Origin of the sequence: Parageobacillus thermoglucosidasius (assembly GCF_001295365.1) — a bacterium.
Lineage (GTDB): Bacteria > Bacillota > Bacilli > Bacillales > Anoxybacillaceae > Parageobacillus > Parageobacillus thermoglucosidasius.
In genome coordinates this window covers 881701-900000 of record NZ_CP012712.1, presented here as the reverse complement: position 1 = coordinate 900000, position 18300 = coordinate 881701, and the positions used below count along the sequence as shown (strand labels likewise).

Sequence of the window (18300 nt, the reverse complement as noted above, 5' to 3'; positions counted from 1 at the left end):
ATGTATTAGGCACGCCGCCAGCGTTCGTCCTGAGCCAGGATCAAACTCTCCAAAAAGAAAGTAGATTGGCTTCAGCTTCAGCGCCAGCACCTTTCGATGCCAGTCGCCTCCGCTTTTCTATGTGGACGCTTCGTTTTGTTCAGTTTTCAAGGAACATTCATAAAATAATGTGGAGCGGGTGATGGGAATCGAACCCACGACATCAGCTTGGAAGGCTGAGGTTTTACCACTAAACTACACCCGCATATTTTATTTGCGTTAATAAATCGGGAAGACAGGATTCGAACCTGCGACCCCATGGTCCCAAACCATGTGCTCTACCAAGCTGAGCTACTTCCCGAATGGCGCGCTCGAGAGGACTCGAACCCCTAACCTTCTGATCCGTAGTCAGATGCTCTATCCAGTTGAGCTACGAGCGCAATAATTAAATTGCAAAACAATTTTTATGCGGTCGAGAGGACTTGAACCTCCACGGGGTTGCCCCCACTAGGCCCTCAACCTAGCGCGTCTGCCATTCCGCCACGACCGCGTATGGATTAAAGTGCGGGTGGAGGGACTTGAACCCCCACGCCGTAAGGCGCCAGATCCTAAGTCTGGTGCGTCTGCCAATTCCGCCACACCCGCAAAAATGAGCCATGGAGGATTCGAACCTCCGACCCTCTGATTAAAAGTCAGATGCTCTACCTGCTGAGCTAATGGCTCATGGCTGGGCTAGCTGGATTCGAACCAGCGCATCACGGAGTCAAAGTCCGTTGCCTTACCGCTTGGCTATAGCCCAATGTATTATGTTCAGATGGCGGTCCCGACGGGACTCGAACCCGCGATCTCCTGCGTGACAGGCAGGCGTGTTAACCACTACACTACGGGACCATCAATAAAATGGGGTTGGTGCTTTCATCCCCAACACCCATTTGCAGTGACCCGTACGGGATTCGAACCCGTGTTACCGCCGTGAAAGGGCGGTGTCTTAACCACTTGACCAACGGGCCACGGATAAAATATATCGGAAAGTGGCGGAGAAGGCGGGATTTGAACCCGCGCGCCGCAAAGACGCGACCTAACGGTTTAGCAAACCGTCCCCTTCAGCCACTTGGGTACTTCTCCAAAGGCTCCGCAAGTAGGATTCGAACCTACGACCTACCGGTTAACAGCCGGTTGCTCTACCGCTGAGCTATTGCGGAATGCAACTTTATAAAATTTAACAATTTGCATAACCGACATTCATTATTATATTGAGCGAATAGGCAGTTGTCAATAGCTTTCAACTTTCATTTATCATCCATCGCCTTTCAGCGACGGCTTTTATAATTTAGCATATATAAAGATTAGCTGTCAACACTTTTTAAACAAAAATTTTCGAATCAGTCCCTGAATTGGTGCAAAAGATCAGAAAAACGAAGAGCCAAGTCTGCTGAACTAAGGCTTTAACGCAACAATAAGCCCCTGCTTTTTACGTTTACCTGCAAAAAACTTCTTTCACGGCAATGTAAAGCTTCGACAAAGCCCTTTCATTTCATCGATCTTTCTCATTATCCAGCATTAGTTTTCCATGGCAGCGCCCGCAAACATATTTGTCTGTATTAATCCGCTTTTTCCGTCTATATTTTATGCCGCAATCGGAACAAACATACACGTACACCTTTTTCGTTCTTTGGCGCGCTTGCTGGGGCAAGGGGCGACAATAGCGGGGAGCCTGAACTTGCCGCAGTAAATCGCGAAAGTCTTTGTCGCGGTGGCGGTATCCTTTTCCTTCTAAATGAAGGTGATAATGGCACAATTCATGCTTAATGATGGCAATCAGCTCTTCTTCCCCGAACGCTTCGTAATATTTTTTGTTCAATTCGATGTTGTGAGTTTGCAGTATGTAACGCCCTCCTGTCGTTCGCAGGCGCGGATTGAATGTTGCGGTATGCTTAAACGGCTTCTGAAAAAATTGCAAAGATATTCTTTCGACAAGACGTTGCAAATCACTTTGTTCCATTTTCGTTACTCCTTACTTTTTAGAACAGGACAGACTAACGATACATACATTATATATGAACCTTTTTGTTGCGGGAGGTCAACCGTCATGCCAACATGGTTCAAAAATCAAATGAGACGGGCCTATTATGAAAAAAATCGCTACCAAATCAAATTGCTAAATCAATGCTGGTTTTTTTATCAGAAAAAACACTGCTCATGAAGGCAGTGTTTTTTCCGATTCTTCCGGCGGAATCATGGATAAGGAAATTCTTCCTTTATCAACATCAACGTTGTCAACCCATACTTTAACGACATCACCTACGGATACAACATCAAGCGGATGGCGTACATATTGCTTGCTTAATTTTGAAATGTGGACAAGCCCGTCTTGCTTTACTCCAATATCCACAAACGCCCCGAAATCGACGACATTGCGCACCGTGCCTTCTAGCTCCATTCCCTTTTTTAAATCTTCCATTTTTAAAATGTCTTTTCGCAGCAACGGCTTCGGCAGCTCGTCACGGGGATCGCGTTCCGGACGGACTAAAGCGTCAATAATGTCCCGCAATGTCAATTCTCCGATGCCAAGCTCAGCAGCCGTGTCAGGAATAGAAAGAGATTGCAATGCTTGGCGAAGTTCCTCGCTTCCTATATGCTCGGTGGTAAAGCCAAGTTGGTGCAGCAGTTTTTTCACTTCTTCGTACCGCTCTGGATGGATCGGCGTACGGTCGAGCGGTTCGTCTCCGTCCACAATGCGTAAAAAGCCGATGCATTGTTCGTATGTTTTAGCGCCAAGGCGCGGTATCGCTTTCAATTCCTCACGGTTTTTAAACTTTCCTTGTTCCTCGCGGCGTTTCACGATATTTTCCGATACTGTTTTCGTAAGGCCGGATACGTATTGCAATAACGAAACAGAGGCGGTGTTGACGTTAACACCGACTTGGTTGACAACTGTTTCCACGACAAACCGCAGCGATTCTGCTAATTTTTTTTGCGAAACGTCGTGCTGATATTGGCCGACCCCTACTGATTTTGGATCAATTTTCACCAGTTCCGCAAGCGGGTCTTGTACGCGCCGCGCGATGGAAACCGCGCTCCGCTCCTCTACCTGCAAATCCGGAAACTCTTGGCGGGCAAGGTCAGAAGCAGAATAGACGCTCGCTCCCGCTTCATTGACAATAAGGTAAAAAATTTCTCTATCCACTTGCTTTAATGTATCTGCCACGAATTGCTCCGTTTCCCTTGACGCCGTCCCGTTCCCAATGGCAATCATCTCGACATTATACTCTTCGATCATACGGATCAATTTTTCCTTCGCTTCCTCGATCCGCGGCTGCGGCGGATGAGGGTAAATAACATCGATTTTCAGCAATTTTCCTGTTTCATCAACAACCGCCAACTTGCATCCTGTTCGATAAGCAGGGTCGATGCCAAGGACGATCTTTCCTTTTAACGGCGGCTGAAGCAATAGTTTGCGCAAGTTTTCCGCAAAAATGTGAATCGCCCGTTCTTCCGCTTTTTCGGTCAACTCATTGCGAATATCGCGCTCGATGGACGGCTCTATAAGCCGTTTATAGCCGTCCTCAATCGCCTCGGCAAGAAGAATAGCGGCAGGAGACTGGCGATCTGTAATAATGCGTTTTTGCAAATATGCTATAATATCCTCTACCGGAGGCTGAATGGAGACGCGCAACACCCCTTCTTTTTCGCCGCGATTGAGCGCCAGCACACGATGGGGAACGATTTTGTGCACCGGCTCTTCATACTCGTAATACATTTCATATACTTTTTTCTCATCATTTTCAAGCTCTTTCACGGTCGATACGATGACACCTTTTTTCCACGTCTGCTGGCGGATCCATTGGCGAAACTGGGCGTCATCTGATACTTTTTCGGCAATGATATCCTTCGCTCCTTGAAGTGCCTCTTCGGCAGTAAGCACTTCCTTGTCCGGATTCACAAACTCCAATGCTTTTTCTTCCGGCCGCGGCGCCGCCGGGCACGTCCACAACCATTCCGCAAGCGGCTCTAACCCTTTTTCCTTTGCGATGGTTGCTTTTGTGCGCCGTTTTTGTCTGTAAGGGCGGTACAAATCTTCCACTTGCTGCAGTTTCGTAGCATGGATAATTGCATTTTTCAGCTCGTCCGTCAGCTTGCCTTGCTCATCAATAAGGCGGAGAACTTCTTCCTTGCGCTGTTCTAAGTTTTGCAAGTAATTCCATTTCTCCAAAATGTTGCGAATTTGCACCTCATCCAAGGCGCCCGTCATCTCTTTGCGATAGCGGGCAATAAACGGCACTGTATTTCCTTCCTCAGAAAGGGAAATCACGTTGCTGACCTGTTTGGCGGACAATTGTAATTCTTTCGCTATTAAGTCTATTAATGCTTCTCTGTTTAACAACCCCTTGACCCCTCCATATGCGAAAAATAAAAATAGCTACAATGATGCAGCTATTTTTGCAGGAATCGTTATAAAATAGTCGGACAGATCGATCGCTTGCGACCTGCCCTTTTTGCACATAGCAGACAACCCACCACTTTTTATGAAACGGAAGCGATAGGTGGTACCGTGCACTCGCTTGAACGGCCAATTTATATCTGGGCGCTGCTGCTAAAAATCTATGAGTCCTAAACTAATTTGCAGCGCTTCATCCACCTTATCCATCATTTCATCGTCCAAGTGAGTAATTTTGTCTGTCAGCCGCTGCTTATCAATCGTCCGAATTTGCTCTAGCAGAATAACAGAATCCCGCTCAAACCCGTAACGCTTCGCGTCAATTTCAACATGTGTCGGCAGCTTTGCTTTTTGGATTTGCGCTGTTATCGCCGCCACAATCACCGTCGGACTAAACCGATTTCCAATGTCATTTTGAATGACTAATACCGGACGAACGCCTCCTTGTTCCGAGCCAACTACCGGGGAAAGGTCCGCAAAATAAACGTCGCCACGCTTAACAATCAAAGCATTACCCCCCGCTAACTAAACGCTCAACGGTGTGGTCGGCTTCATATTCTGCAAGAAACGCCTCTGAAGCAATGGATAAATTGATTTTCGCCATTTCCATATAACCGCGTCTCATCGCCTCGCGGATTTGCCGTTTTTTTCGCTCGCGAATGTACATTTTAGTTGCTTGATAAATGAGATCATTACGGTTGCCGTTCTCTTGTTTAACAAGCACATCCAATTCCGTTACTAGTGCTTGAGGTAAACGAACGACGATTTCCGTTGTTGCGCTAGATTCCGACACGAATACACACCTCCACAAACTGCAGCCGATTCATCGCTTCCATTTCATAATACCATTAAATAAACACAGTGCAAAGTCATTTCTCTGTTTTCTGGTCATTATCTTCTGAAAAATTTTTCAGTTTATGCATAAACAAGATTTCTCACTTCCATTATACTCTTATTTCGGAAAAAAATACGGGGAACACGATAACTGATTGTACAAGGAATTTCATAATTAATCGTATCCAAGTATTGTGCAACATCATCAACAGAAATATATTTATCACCTTGCCGGCCAATCAAGGTCACTTTCGTTCCGACTGGCAGCTGCTTTGGCAGGCGGACCATCAGCTGATCCATGCAAATTCTTCCAATAATCGGCGCTTTTTCTCCATTAACAAGCACATGAAAGTTTTGCAGCTTACGCAACCAACCATCCGCATATCCAATTGGAACTGTGCCGACCCATTGCTCCGTTTCTGCCGTATATGTCGCGCCATAGCTTACCTTTTCTCCCGGCTTCAGCTTTTTCACATGAACAAGGCGGCTATGCAATGAAAAGGCTTCCTTTAATGTATATGGCAAATATTGTTTTATTTCCGGTGAAGGAGATAGTCCATACATCGAAATGCCAAAGCGCACCATATTAAACACTTTATCCGGAAACCGCAACGTCGTCGCGCTGTTCCCGCAATGAATAAGAGGCGGTTTATATGGAAGCCATTCGAGCATCCGTAAAAAATTATCGTATTGAAAAGAAAAATAGCCCGTGTTGATTTCATCGGCTGTGGCAAAATGAGTATAAACGCCTTCTAGCGAAAAATACGGATGGCGGTCAATTTGTTCAATGAGGCGCTTCGTTTCTGTTTCCTCTTTCACCCCGAGCCGCCCCATTCCCGTATCCATTTTTAAATGAAACAAAACAGGCGCCGTTTCACTGTAAAAATCTGCCGCTTGTTCAATCCATTCTGCCTGGAACACGGTGAGCGTAATCCGGTGTTTTGCAGCGATATTAATATCGCTAGGCCGGGAAGCTCCCAGCACGAGAATCGGAGCGTCAATTCCGCCTTTTCGCAATGCGAGCGCTTCATCCAAAAACGCTACTGCCAAATAAGAGGCCCCTGCCTCGAGCGCAGTTTTTGCCACTTGCACATCACCGTGGCCGTAAGCGTTCGCCTTCACCACCGCCATGATGCGGACATCGTTTGGCAAAAAATTTTTCAGTTGTGAAACGTTATAGTAAATCGCGTCTAAATCAATTTCTGCCCAAGTATCGCGGTAAAACATACTGGTCATCTCTCACTGCACTTCCTCGTCTATCAAAATGGATGGTTTGTTGATTATTCTCGAATAAGATGAATTGCATCTTTTTTTAGTTTACCACTTCAAAGACAATGAAGGGAATATGCATCGATTGGATTTTTTATACAGCAAAAAACAGGCCCGGCAATTTGCGGACCTGCACAATGTCATTATTTCGCCGTTTTTCCTTGGACAGAGCGGGCAATCATCACCAGTTCATCCGGCGTTAAATCCGAAGAAGCAAGCGTAAAGTCGATCCCTTTATACGACCAAGTAAGAGTCTGGTCCGTCAGCGCGCCGATCGCAAACCCTAAATCGACCGGTTCGCCATTGACAAGCGTCGGGGTGCTCGTCGCCGGCAGCACTTCTGCTTTCTCTTCGATTAAGGTGAACGATTTTTCGCCCCCAAATGTCATAATAATCCGTTTTCCGTTTTCAGAAGCAACTTCTTTTTCCTCTACCTGTTTTACTCCTTCTGGCAAATTGGCCGGATACATAACTTCAAGCGCTTGGTTTTCCGCTTTTGCCATCGTCGGCACTTCCAAGCGGGCGCCGGTCATGTTTTTGGACGTATCAAACGCATCAGCATCAAATTTTTTATTAAACTCTACTTTTGAAAATCGCACGGTTAATAAAGCGTTCCGATCTGTATCCATTACTTTGACAGATACCGGAGATAAATCTTTTTTGTTTAACGTAATTTCCTGTTTTGGAATCATGCTGCTGTTCGGATAGTTTGTTTTCGTTTCAAATACGTAATGCTTTTTCGTTGCTTTAAAACTTGCTTTTGAATCGCTTAAAATGTCTTTCACTAATGATTCGTACAAATAGGCTTGACTGCTGTTTTTCGGCCAATCGCTTTGAAAACGGAAGCTTTTGTTTAATGCCGGAGTAAAAACAAAAACACCTTCATCGTTGCGCAAAATCATCTGGCTTTGGTTTTTATCGGCATTTTTCAAGCTGACCCGATAGTATGAAGGATGCTTATACCAAATTTCGACGTCGTAAACTTGCGGCTTATCGCCAGTTTGAAACGTCATTTTCGCTTCTGCTTGATAGCTTGTCATCTCATCCATCTTTTTATCAAGTGCTTTCACCACATCTTCTTGCGATTTTGCCCCGCAACCAGCTAAAGCGATCAGCAGTATGGCGCAAAGAAACACGCTAAACACGTTGCCCCTCATCGTTTCAACCCCTTTGCCTCATATCAATTTCCATTTGTCCATTACAATATATGAGGCAAGCAAAGGGAATATGCAGACTAGCTATGACAAGCGTTCAATAATGACTTGAGCGATCGCATAATCACGGCTATGGGAGATCGAAACATGGACGCGGCAGTTCTCCTCCATATCGGAAACAACGATCGGCTTTCCCTGATCATCGTGCATAATTTGAATATCATGGAACGATACATTTTTTCCGATCCCTGTTCCGACCGCCTTTGCATATGCTTCTTTTGCCGCAAATCTCCCCGCGGCAAACTCCACTTTGCGCTTCGGCGGTAATTGGAAAAAAATCACTTTTTCGTTCTCCGTTAAAATCCGATCGATAAATTTTTCATTTTTCGCTATTAGCTGTTCGATCCGTTTCAACTCTACAATATCGATGCCAATTCCGATAATCATTCCTCTTCTATCCTTTCTACTTCGTACATACATTTTAACAAACCAATAAAGGAGCGAAGGTTATGTTTGTGCGTATGGAAAACGCCCATGCCTTTTTTCGGTTTTATCCTGTCGTTACCATTCTTGTTGTCCTTCATATAGTGATTTGGTTCATGTTTTTTTTACGCATTCCCATAGCTGAGCCGTTATGGGAAAAAATGATCGGCTTTAACGCCGCCATCAAAAAAGGGGAATCTTGGCGGTTCGTAACCCCGCTCATTTTGCACGTACGGTTTGAACATATGGTTATTAACTCGATTTCCCTTATTTTATTCGGCCCCGCCTTAGAAAACATGTTAGGAAAAGGCAAATTTTTGATTCTTTATATAGGAAGCGGGATATTTGCCAATGTTGCCACCTTTTTTCTTCTGCCGGCAATGTACAGCCACGCCGGAGCTTCCGGCTCAATTTTCGGCTTGTTCGGCATGTACGGATATTTGGCCACATTTCGCCGCGATATCATCGAAGCACAGCACGCCCGTCTTCTTTTCGCCGTATTATGTGTTAGTCTATTTATCGCATTTACCGCTCCTGATGCAAACATGGCCGCCCACCTGTTCGGCTTTTTAGGAGGGGGGATTATTGCCCCGTTCATTTCTTCCCATCTGCATCGGCAGCGGCCTTTTCTCATTCGCTAACACTGCTGTCCAAGATTTCGCAAAAGCAAGAACGGTTGCCAAATATAAAATTCACATATCGATTCATTCGATTTCAGGAAACGGGCTGCCATCACTGACAAGCCGAAATAATGCTTCATCTTTTTGTGCCGCCTCAGTCAAACAGTCATGCTGCTTTACCGTTCTTTTTATTCATGTAAAAAGAACAGAATAAGCTGGGCACCAAATCATCGATGCACGCGAACCTCTTTATCGCTTTTTAGAGACCAGATATGTTCATGATTATCAGCGGGGAGAATAATTGCCGCACATTGGCGATATGATCCCTTTCTTCTTCCCATAATTAGAAAAATGCCGGGAAAGGCCAAAAACAAATAGAATTCTTAATTCTCACATAAGTATATTGTAAAAAACTGTATCATTATTTTCTAACATAACCCATTCGTTGCAGCACGCTTGCGATGAGCTCCAATTATGAGTAACTTTTCTTTGTCTCGTTATACTCTCCAACCAATGTGGGAAACACAGCGTGTGCATGCCTGTGTCGGCACTTAAATAAAAAAAACGGCGCTTATTGCGCCGTTTTTTAACGAGCGACACGCCGTTTTTTTGAACGCTCCCGCTGGCTTCCTGAACGGTTTGCGCGCTTTTTCTCCCGTTTTACCGGAAGCGGTGGCTCCTCGGTTAATTGCACTGGCGTCGTATCCGGCTCTTTTGTCAGCATTTTTATGCACGCAGCGACAAGCGATACGGAGTCGTGCTCTTCCAGTAATTCTTCCGCTGCCCGTTTATAAAAAGAAAGATTTTCAGTTTCGACCGTTGCGATGAGCTTTTCCACCGCGATACGCTGTTGCCCTTCCAGCGCTTCATCCAGCGTCGGCGGTTTCATCCGCTCCATCTTCCGTTTCGTCGTGCGCTCAATATTATGAAGCTGCCCAATTTCCCGCGGCGTAACGAACGTCATCGCCACGCCGGTTTTCCCAGCGCGGCCAGTGCGGCCGATACGGTGAACATAGCTTTCCGGGTCTTGCGGAATATCAAAATTATAGACATGCGTCACACCGGAAATATCCAATCCGCGCGCCGCCACGTCAGTAGCGACTAAAATCTCGATCGAGCCTTCTTTAAATTTGCGGAGAACGGATAACCGTTTCGCTTGGCTCAAATCTCCATGGATTCCTTCAGCGGCGTATCCGCGTAAATTGAGCGCTTCCGCCAATTCATCGACGCGCCGTTTTGTACGTCCGAAAACAATGGCCAATTCCGGCGCCTGAATGTCTAATAAACGGGTCAAAATATCAAATTTCTTCTTTTCTTGCACTTCCAAATAATATTGCTGAATGTTTGGAACCGTCATTTCCTTCGCTTTGACTTTCACAATTTGCGGCTCATTCATAAACCGCTCAGCGATGCGGCGGATTGGCTCCGGCATCGTCGCGGAAAACAACAATGTTTGTCGCTTCTCAGGGACATTGCTTAAAATCGCCTCAATATCGTCGATAAACCCCATATTCAGCATTTCATCCGCTTCATCGAGCACGACGGTATGCACGTTTTCTAGGTGAAGCGTCTTACGGTTAATATGATCAATAATTCGCCCGGGAGTTCCGACAATGATATGCGGGCGTTTTTTCAGCGCGCGAATTTGCCGCCCAATATCTTGCCCGCCGTAAATCGGCAGCACGCGGACGCGCTTGACTGCGCCAATTTTATAAAGTTCTTCCGATACTTGAATCGCCAGCTCTCGCGTCGGCGCTACGACAAGGCCTTGAATCGCCTCGTTTGTTACATCGACTTTTTCGATGAGCGGAATGCCAAAAGCAGCCGTTTTTCCAGTGCCGGTTTGCGCCTGTCCAATGACATCTTTATTTTGCAGGCTTAACGGAATCGTTTCCGCTTGAATCGGGGTCGTTTCTTCAAACCCCATCCGGCGAATCGCCTTCATCAATTCGTTGCTTAATCCTAATTCGTAAAATGTTGTCAATGTTATTCAAACTCCTTTAAATTCCTTACGATCCAAAATGAATCGAATAAAATATTTGACAGTTATCATACCATTTTCATCTGTCATTTTCAATAATCACCATTTTCTAACAAAAAATTTTCTACCTCCATAAATAATATATGCCGGTCGGGACCATAGCAGACGTGATGGTAAGAATCGGGCAAAAATAACAGCTTCTTCTTTTCCGAACCAATCTGCTCGTATAAATAACGGGCGCTTTTCGGCGGAACGATCCCATCTTTTTCTCCCTGCACAATCAATGCAGGAACGCGGACACGAGGCAAAAGCGGCCGGACTTCGTTCACTAACTTCCGGAATTCTAATATCGCCGTCAGCGGCGTCGCAAAAATTTTATTTTTATAGCGGATAAAAAGCGGATTTTCGCGAAAACTCCGCCACCCGTCGCGAATGATTTCATGGATGTCTTTTATTAATTGGCGCGGATTGACATAGTAAAACGCGGCGCTTAATAGCACGAGTTTGTCAATCTTATACTTTTCCGCCAAATATACCGCGATAACTCCGCCCATCGAAAAGCCGACCACATAAACCGTTTCGCATCTTTCCATCAGCGCTTGCAATTCTTCTTCCGCCGAGCGAAACCACTGATCATAAGTAATCCCTTTTAGCTGGAGACGCTGGCCATGTCCGGGAAGTGTCGGAGTTTTAATCATCCAGTCCGTCCGTTTGCGCAAATATTCCGCGAGCGGGGCAACTTCACCAGGGCTTCCCGTAAATCCATGAATACATAGACATCCGATCATTGCCATCACCATTACGGAAAATTGAAAAGCGGCGTTCCAATACGCCGCTTTTATTTTTCGCTGTTGTTTTCATTTTACACAATAATATCGTCATTGCAAATCAGGAAGCAGCTCTTCCAGCTTCATACCGCGCGACGCCTTCAGCAAAATCACATCTCCCGGGGAAACAACCGCAAGCAAATCTTTCGCCAATGCCCGCTTATCTTCATAAGCGTTCACGCGCCCGTCAGGAAAGAACGGCTGCGCCGCAAGCGCAATATGGCGTGCCAATTTCCCATACGTAAATACATAATCAACGATTTCCGGCCGCAGCATTGCACCAATTTCCTGATGAAATTCCACTTCCCGATCGCCAAGCTCCAGCATGTCTCCCAACACAGCCATTTTTTTCTTATATCCTGTCAACTCTTGAAGCAATTGCAAAGCTGCTTTCATCGATGTCGGATTGGCGTTGTAAGCATCATTAATAACCGTCCAGCCCTTTTCCGTTTCGATGACTTCCATGCGCATGCGCGTTACTTGCAATCGCGAAAGCGCCTCTTGCACGTTCTCCCAGCTTACGTCAAAAAAGCGGGCTACAGCGAGCGCAGCCAATGCGTTATATACATGATGCTTCCCTAAAATCGGCAGAAAAAAAGATCGATTTGCCGCTTGACGGATGGTAAACATCATGCCATTTGCCTGCAAATGGACCGACTCCGGATAATAATCATTTTTATTTCCTTGCCCGAACGTCAACACATGCTCCGGCAGCGGCAAATGGGCAACCCGGCTTGCCAGCAATGGCTCGTCTCCGTTATAAACGAAAAGGCCGTTCTTTTTTAAGCCGGACAAAATTTCTAATTTTGCTTGCGCGATCCCTTCACGCGAACCTAATTCCTGCAAATGGGACTCGCCAATATTTGTTATAATCGCTGCATCTGGCTCGGCGATGTTGGACAATAATTCAATTTCGCCAAAATTGCTCATTCCCATTTCGACGACGGCCATTTCTACGTCTTCTTCCAGACGAAGGAGCGTCAATGGCACGCCAATATGGTTGTTTAAATTTCCTTCCGTTTTTTGCACTTTATAGGTAGTGGCCAACAATGCGGCAACGATATCTTTTGTCGTTGTTTTGCCATTGCTCCCGGTAATGCCAATGACTTTTGCTGAAAGCTGCTTGCGGTACCGATGCGCAAGACGCTGGAGCGCGCGCAACGTGTCATCCACGACAATCACTGGCACGTCTGCCGGCGGAGATCCTTCCGTTTCCGACCAAAGGACAGCGCTCGCTCCTTTATCCAGCGCGTCTTGGACAAATGTGTGCCCGTCAAATTTTGCTCCTTTCAGCGGAACATATAAATTTCCTTTTTGAATGGTTCGCGTATCCGTTGAAACCCCATGAACCATGATGTCCAAAAACTTATCCGCAAGCCCGCGGCCATCCACCATCGCCTGTATATCGCGCAATGTACGAGTGATCATCTTTTTTCACCTTCATTTTTATTTCTCAAACGTGTACGTGATCGTTTGCTTTTCTTCATGCCGTTCGATCGCCAACTGTACGAGGCGCTCAATCAGTTCCGGATAGGAGATGCCGCTATGTTTCCATAACAAAGGAAACATGCTATACGGCGTAAACCCAGGCATTGTATTAATTTCATTAATGTAGACTTCGCCGTCTTCCCCTAAGAAAAAGTCGGCCCGCACGAGCCCCGAAAGATCAAGCGCCTTAAACGCGGTAATCGCCATTTGTTTTATTGTTTCGTACTGCTCGCTTGTCACATCTGCCGGAATAATTAATTCTGTATTGCCGTCCTCATACTTCGCTTGATAATCGTAAAATTCTTTTTTCGGCACGATTTCTCCGACAACGGAACAAATCGGATCATCGTTACCGATGACGCCAATTTCGATTTCGCGGCCAACAATCGCTTCCTCAACAATAATTTTGCGGTCATACTTAAATGCCTCGGCAAAAGCCGCTTGCAAATCAGCGCGCCGTTTGCACTTCGTAATTCCGACGCTTGATCCGGCATTCGCCGGTTTGACGAAACAAGGGTAGCCAAGCGCTTGTTCCACCTTGTCATACGCCGCTTCTTCATTTTTACTCCATTCCCGCTTCGTAAACGACACGTATTTCGCTTGGCGCAATCCCGCTTGCGCGAACAAGTTTTTCATCACCACTTTGTCCATGCCAACCGCAGAGGCAAGCACTCCGTTTCCGACGTAAGGAATATTAAGCAGCTCAAGCAGCCCTTGCACCGTACCATCTTCCCCGTTCGGCCCGTGCAGCAGCGGAAAAATGACATCGACAGCCGCTTCCTCCTGCTTTTTCCCATCTGCAGCTGTCGGCGTTTGGTTCAACGCCACCGGTATAATGGCTTTCGCCTCAGACTGAAACTGCAATTGTTTTATTTCCGTGACTTGTCCGGTCAACCGCTCGCCTTTGATCCACTGCCCTTCTGTCGTAATATAAATTGGGATGACGTCAAATTTCGTTTTATCAATGGCATTCATCACTGCCATCGCTGTTGATAAAGATACGTTATGTTCAGGCGATTTTCCGCCATATAAAATCCCTACTCTCGTTTTCATTGAAGTTCCTCCTCTTTGTTTACCATAGTTTTTATTTTAACATGTTTCAAGCACAATCGTATGGTAATTTTATATGAGCAATGCAGGCTGTCTTGCCACTTGGAAAATAGCAAAAACACCATCTAACCAGTCTGTTAGATGGCGAAATTGCTATTTCCATAAAGCACGGTATTGTCTTTGATGCATCGCGACAATCTCTTTTAACGCGTCTTGCGCTGTTTTTTCGATCTGGGAAAAATATTCATTCACCCGGCGATAAAAACGGTTTTTTTCTATTTCGTCCGTTAATACATGCACGATTTTGCGCTCGTAATAACAATGGCCCGTCAAATTATAAATTAGTCCGCGTTTTTCAAGATATTGCAAATTAATTTGTTCTTGGCCAGGCAAATAACTAACGGTGAAAAGAGGCAATTGCTTATGCAGCACTTCACTGACCGTAACGCCGCCCGGCTTTGTAATGACCGCATCCACTTCGTTATACAAGCGGTTCATTTCTTGCGGGCTTGATATGTATGAAAAAGGGCGGATATGTGGATGCTTCCATCTCGCGATTTCATCATATAACTTTTTGTTTGTTCCACATAATACCGAATAACGGAACAAGCGGGAGTATTCCATTTTCTTAAAAAAATCGATAATATTGCCTAGCCCTTGGTTGCCTCCCGCCAGCAACAAATGAAACGGGCGCCTTTTCCCTTTCGCTTCGGAATGTTTGGCCATAAATGCTTCATGAACAGGAATGCCTGTCACGATAATCCGCTTTTCATCAATATGATATTTCGTCATTAGTTCCCGTTTTGCATCCGCATGCGGAACAAAATGATAGTCAATATCCCGTTTCCCCCACACGCTATTGATAAAAAAGTCTGTATACACGTTGATTACTGGCGTTTGAGTCGCCCTTTTCCGCTTTAGTCGTTGCAAAATGCGCGATGGGAACGAATGAGTGCAAATGATAAGCGTTGGTCTCTCCTTCTCCAACAATTTTTTCATTTTATTCTCAAAATAAGGCAGCCATGGTTCAAGCGAAACGAATTCCAGCCAATGAAAATCAGGGTACATAAATGTCTTATAAACGCGGTGATAGGAAGCTGGATGAGAGCGAATCCACCGTAAATACATTTCCGAAACAATTTTTTCCATAAATTCATTGCAATAGCTTAAAAAATCTATTTTTTTGCAGTGTACATCTTGAAACTGCCTTTGCAGGAAATCGATCAACGTATCCGCGACTTTATGATGCCCCGTACTCATTTGGAACAACGGTAATACAAGAATTTTCATCATCGTTGGCTCCCTTTAATTTTCAAAAGATTTTTTGCGAAATCGTTGCGCGACCCACATCCCAGACAAAAATAGCAAAAATGCAGCAATTCCGAACATTGGAAAATAAATGAGCGGAATTTTCACATGCCGGCCGAGCAGCATCCCAACAACGATAATCGGGATCGTCCATATCGCCGCGCCAACGGAGGCATGCAATAAAAAGGAACGGAAAGGAAAGCGGATCACGCCAGCCATATATGGGGAAACTTGCCGAACGCCCGGAACATAATAGCCGAACAAAATGACCCACTTTCCGTGCCGGTGAAACAACCTTTTTGTTCGCTCCCATTTTTCTTCTTTTATTCCGATATACTTTCCATACCTTTTAATAAATGGCGCCCCGAAAAAGCGGCCAAGGCCGTAGGCAATGACCATCCCCGCCACCACGCCGCACCAGCTTGCCATAAAACAGTATTGCCATAACAACTGCTGCTTGGCAATAAAAATCCCGAGAAAAAAGAGCAAACTCTCTTCTGGCGCGGGAATGCCGACAACACCAAAAAACAGAAACAGAAAAATAATTGCATATCCATATGAGTGCACATATGAAAACAAAACCCCTGTATCCATTCCATCCCCCATTATTTATTATATTGATGAAATTTGTTTATTAGTTTGCGCGTTCAGCAAATCTGTAATCGTCACCCAGCGCATCTTTTTTGCTTTTTCTTCTTTCAACAACCATTCCAGCGCCGCCAGCATTTGTTCCGGCGCCAGTTCGTCAGCTCCAAACGTTGTTCCGCTATCATGGAGAACGATAATCGCTCCATCTTCCACGCTGTTTTTCAGCCGCTTATGCAATTCCAACGCTCCAACCTTCACATTCCAGTCGCCAAGAATAGCCGTCCACATCACCGTCGGATATTTTTTTTGCAAAAACGGGGTAAATAAATTAAAATGTCCCCATGGCGGGCGATAATAAATCGGCCGCGTTCCTGTAATTTGTTCGATAATATTTGCCGATTTTCGCAACCCTTTTCCTAAAAACGGCGGAAAAATGAACCAATTGCTAATATGGCGATAGTTATGCATCCCGATTTCATGCCCTTCATCATGCATTCTCTTCACGATAGAAGGGTATTGCTTCGCTTTTTTTCCGACAACAAAAAAGGTCGCCTTCACTTGATATTTTTTTAATAAATCTAGCAATCTCGGCGTGTAATACGGGTCAGGACCGTCATCGAACGTTAATGCGATCATTCCTGGTGAAGCGCCTTTGCGGTAAACGCGAAAATTCGCTTTTCGAATCAGCACGGTTGGAACGATGCCGTACAATATGATCATTGCTCCAACAACTAAAACGATCCATAATAGCATCGTTTTCACCCCTTATTTGTACTTTACCAATACTCTCTTTTTTTGAAAACAGAAAATTGCAATCTATTCATTTTATATAAAAAATTCCAATTTTATATTTCTCAGCAAAGATCATAATATATTACAGGACTATTGATCATACCGCACTTTTAAATAAAAATTGCTATAAAAAAGCGGAATGGGACGTAACATGGCCTTGATAGCGCTTCATTCACGCGAAGTTTTCATGTTTCTGCACCCGAAGCCCTAAGTTATTTGCTATAATACAATACGAAATTCCGCAATAATGGTTTCTAAAAAATGTTAAGTGGCATGATACCTAAAAAGACAGGTGATGATGTTGAATAAAAAAATTATTCTTACCGGCGGCGGAACAGCGGGGCATGTGATGGTCAATTTAGCGCTCATTCCAAAGCTAAAAGAACAAGGCTGGGACATCGCGTATATCGGTTCCCATCAAGGCATTGAGCGCGAACTTATTTCCAAAGTGGAAGGTGTGCCTTATTTTCCGATTTCGACAGGAAAATTGCGCCGCTACTTTGACTGGAACAACTTTAAAGATCCATTTAAAGTCCTCAAAGGCACGCTGCAAGCGTACCGCATCATAAAAAAAGAAAAGCCGAGCCTCGTATTTTCGAAAGGCGGATTCGTTTCCGTCCCTGTCATTATCGGCGCGTGGCTGAATGGCGTTCCCGCCATCATCCATGAATCGGATATCACTCCGGGACTTGCCAATAAAATCGCGATGCCATTTGCGACAAAAATTTGCGTTACATTTCCAGAAACGCTTCGCCATGTTAAAGAAGAAAAAGGGATTTATATCGGCGCGGTTGTACGCGAACAATTAAAACAGGGAAACGCCGACAAAGGGCGGGCGCTTTGCCAATTCGAAAAAGGGAAACCTGTTCTGCTCGCCATGGGCGGAAGCTTAGGCTCGAAGCGGATTAATGACGCGCTGCGCGCCAATTTGCCAAAACTGCTCGTCGATTTTCAAATCGTCCACATTTGCGGGAAAGGCAATATCGATGCCAAACTGGCGAACGAAAAAGGATACAAGCAGTTTGAATACGTGGATGAAGAGCTCCCGCATTTGATGGCGATGGCGGATATCATCTTATCGCGCGCCGGCGCCAACTCGATTTTCGAATTTCTCGCCTTGCGCAAGCCGATGCTGCTTATTCCTCTTTCCAAAGAAGCGAGCCGCGGCGACCAAATTTTAAACGCCCGCTCGTTCGAAAAATCAGGCTACGCCGCAGTGCTGATGGAAGAAGACTTAACGAACGAATCGCTGCGAAACGCCATTTATCATCTTTACGAAAACAAAGACCGCTACCGGAAAAACATGGAACAGTCCGACGCGGGAGACGCGCTACAAAAGTTGCTGTCGCTGATTGAGGAAACGAGGAAAAATTAAACAAAAAGGACATGGCATCCGCACAACACACAGATGCCATATAAAATCCAATAGGTTACATTCACCTTGAAAATTGGCCAAACCTCCTTGAATATGTTGGGCAAATTGTTATAA

At 45.3% G+C, this 18300-nt stretch carries 17 protein-coding genes, 11 tRNA genes and 1 rRNA gene (1 of these 29 only partly in view); 3 read left to right on the top strand and 26 right to left on the bottom strand.

Going from position 1 to position 18300, the window contains the following annotated elements:
* The 13 genes from AOT13_RS04495 to AOT13_RS04435 form a co-directional block, all read right to left on the bottom strand.
* Positions 1 to 56 (bottom strand): 16S ribosomal RNA (locus tag AOT13_RS04495); it reaches 1503 nt to the left of the window's first position.
* Positions 57 to 170: 114 nt separating this feature from the next.
* Positions 171 to 244 (bottom strand) — tRNA-Gly (locus AOT13_RS04490).
* A gap of 22 nt (positions 245 to 266) precedes the next feature.
* A tRNA-Pro gene (locus AOT13_RS04485) sits at positions 267 to 340 on the bottom strand.
* Positions 341 to 342: 2 nt separating this feature from the next.
* A tRNA-Arg gene (locus tag AOT13_RS04480) sits at positions 343 to 419 on the bottom strand.
* 27 nt (positions 420 to 446) lie between these two features.
* Positions 447 to 529: transfer RNA gene (locus AOT13_RS04475), tRNA-Leu, on the bottom strand.
* Between the two features lie 13 nt (positions 530 to 542).
* Positions 543 to 624, bottom strand: a tRNA-Leu gene (locus AOT13_RS04470).
* 5 nt (positions 625 to 629) lie between these two features.
* Positions 630 to 702, bottom strand: a tRNA-Lys gene (locus tag AOT13_RS04465).
* Position 703: 1 nt separating this feature from the next.
* Positions 704 to 778: transfer RNA gene (locus AOT13_RS04460), tRNA-Gln, on the bottom strand.
* A 16-nt stretch (positions 779 to 794) separates the two neighbouring features.
* A tRNA-Asp gene (locus tag AOT13_RS04455) sits at positions 795 to 870 on the bottom strand.
* A gap of 47 nt (positions 871 to 917) precedes the next feature.
* Positions 918 to 989: transfer RNA gene (locus AOT13_RS04450), tRNA-Glu, on the bottom strand.
* A 22-nt stretch (positions 990 to 1011) separates the two neighbouring features.
* Positions 1012 to 1104: transfer RNA gene (locus AOT13_RS04445), tRNA-Ser, on the bottom strand.
* Between the two features lie 5 nt (positions 1105 to 1109).
* A tRNA-Asn gene (locus tag AOT13_RS04440) sits at positions 1110 to 1181 on the bottom strand.
* A gap of 332 nt (positions 1182 to 1513) precedes the next feature.
* Positions 1514 to 1981: a SprT family protein gene (locus AOT13_RS04435; protein WP_003253403.1), complete on the bottom strand. Its 468-nt coding sequence runs from the start codon at positions 1979 to 1981 to the stop codon at positions 1514 to 1516.
* Between the two features lie 87 nt (positions 1982 to 2068).
* On the opposite strand from AOT13_RS04435, the gene cmpA reads away from it, so the two are divergent.
* Positions 2069 to 2182: a cortex morphogenetic protein CmpA gene (cmpA, locus tag AOT13_RS19880; RefSeq protein ID WP_013401775.1), complete on the top strand. Its 114-nt coding sequence runs from the start codon at positions 2069 to 2071 to the stop codon at positions 2180 to 2182.
* Here cmpA and AOT13_RS04430 read toward each other — a convergent pair.
* From AOT13_RS04430 to acpS, 6 genes are all read right to left on the bottom strand, one after another.
* On the bottom strand, positions 2177 to 4363 hold the full coding sequence (locus tag AOT13_RS04430) for a Tex family protein (protein ID WP_003253404.1): 2187 nt from the start codon (positions 4361 to 4363) through the stop codon (positions 2177 to 2179). The genes cmpA and AOT13_RS04430 overlap by 6 nt on opposite strands.
* Positions 4364 to 4573: 210 nt before the next feature.
* A complete protein-coding gene (gene ndoA, locus AOT13_RS04425) occupies positions 4574 to 4924 on the bottom strand; it encodes a type II toxin-antitoxin system endoribonuclease NdoA (protein WP_003253417.1) in 351 nt (116 codons plus the stop codon).
* Positions 4925 to 4928: 4 nt separating this feature from the next.
* Positions 4929 to 5210, bottom strand: coding sequence for a CopG family ribbon-helix-helix protein (locus AOT13_RS04420; RefSeq protein ID WP_003253419.1), 282 nt, complete (start codon positions 5208 to 5210; stop codon positions 4929 to 4931).
* 122 nt (positions 5211 to 5332) lie between these two features.
* Positions 5333 to 6487, bottom strand: a complete 1155-nt coding sequence (gene alr, locus AOT13_RS04415; protein WP_003253421.1) for an alanine racemase — start codon at positions 6485 to 6487, stop codon at positions 5333 to 5335.
* Between the two features lie 176 nt (positions 6488 to 6663).
* The gene (locus tag AOT13_RS04410) at positions 6664 to 7677 is read right to left on the bottom strand and encodes an outer membrane lipoprotein-sorting protein (RefSeq protein WP_042385737.1); all 1014 of its coding nucleotides are present in this window, start codon (positions 7675 to 7677) and stop codon (positions 6664 to 6666) included.
* A gap of 81 nt (positions 7678 to 7758) precedes the next feature.
* The gene (acpS, locus tag AOT13_RS04405) at positions 7759 to 8121 is read right to left on the bottom strand and encodes a holo-ACP synthase (protein ID WP_013877619.1); all 363 of its coding nucleotides are present in this window, start codon (positions 8119 to 8121) and stop codon (positions 7759 to 7761) included.
* A gap of 62 nt (positions 8122 to 8183) precedes the next feature.
* Here acpS and AOT13_RS04400 point away from each other — a divergent pair, with 62 nt between their 5' ends.
* Positions 8184 to 8798: a rhomboid family intramembrane serine protease gene (locus tag AOT13_RS04400; RefSeq protein ID WP_013401779.1), complete on the top strand. Its 615-nt coding sequence runs from the start codon at positions 8184 to 8186 to the stop codon at positions 8796 to 8798.
* Positions 8799 to 9363: 565 nt separating this feature from the next.
* Here the strand turns inward: AOT13_RS04400 and cshA are convergent.
* From cshA to AOT13_RS04365, 7 genes are all read right to left on the bottom strand, one after another.
* A complete protein-coding gene (gene cshA, locus AOT13_RS04395) occupies positions 9364 to 10761 on the bottom strand; it encodes a degradosome RNA helicase CshA (protein WP_013401780.1) in 1398 nt (465 codons plus the stop codon).
* Positions 10762 to 10850: 89 nt separating this feature from the next.
* A complete protein-coding gene (locus tag AOT13_RS04390; RefSeq protein ID WP_003253433.1) occupies positions 10851 to 11546 on the bottom strand; it encodes an alpha/beta hydrolase in 696 nt (231 codons plus the stop codon).
* Positions 11547 to 11636: 90 nt separating this feature from the next.
* On the bottom strand, positions 11637 to 13013 hold the full coding sequence (locus AOT13_RS04385) for a UDP-N-acetylmuramoyl-tripeptide--D-alanyl-D-alanine ligase (protein ID WP_013877621.1): 1377 nt from the start codon (positions 13011 to 13013) through the stop codon (positions 11637 to 11639).
* 18 nt (positions 13014 to 13031) lie between these two features.
* Positions 13032 to 14126, bottom strand: coding sequence for a D-alanine--D-alanine ligase (locus tag AOT13_RS04380; RefSeq protein WP_003253437.1), 1095 nt, complete (start codon positions 14124 to 14126; stop codon positions 13032 to 13034).
* A 150-nt stretch (positions 14127 to 14276) separates the two neighbouring features.
* Entirely contained in the window at positions 14277 to 15416 is a 1140-nt protein-coding gene (locus tag AOT13_RS04375) for an MGDG synthase family glycosyltransferase (protein WP_003253438.1), read from the bottom strand.
* Positions 15417 to 15428: 12 nt separating this feature from the next.
* Positions 15429 to 16025, bottom strand: a complete 597-nt coding sequence (locus tag AOT13_RS04370) for a DedA family protein (protein ID WP_003253441.1) — start codon at positions 16023 to 16025, stop codon at positions 15429 to 15431.
* Between the two features lie 18 nt (positions 16026 to 16043).
* Positions 16044 to 16772, bottom strand: a complete 729-nt coding sequence (locus AOT13_RS04365; RefSeq protein ID WP_013877622.1) for a polysaccharide deacetylase family protein — start codon at positions 16770 to 16772, stop codon at positions 16044 to 16046.
* A gap of 340 nt (positions 16773 to 17112) precedes the next feature.
* On the opposite strand from AOT13_RS04365, the gene AOT13_RS04360 reads away from it, so the two are divergent.
* Positions 17113 to 18186, top strand: a complete 1074-nt coding sequence (locus AOT13_RS04360; RefSeq protein ID WP_042385765.1) for an undecaprenyldiphospho-muramoylpentapeptide beta-N-acetylglucosaminyltransferase — start codon at positions 17113 to 17115, stop codon at positions 18184 to 18186.
* Positions 18187 to 18300 lie beyond the last annotated feature (114 nt).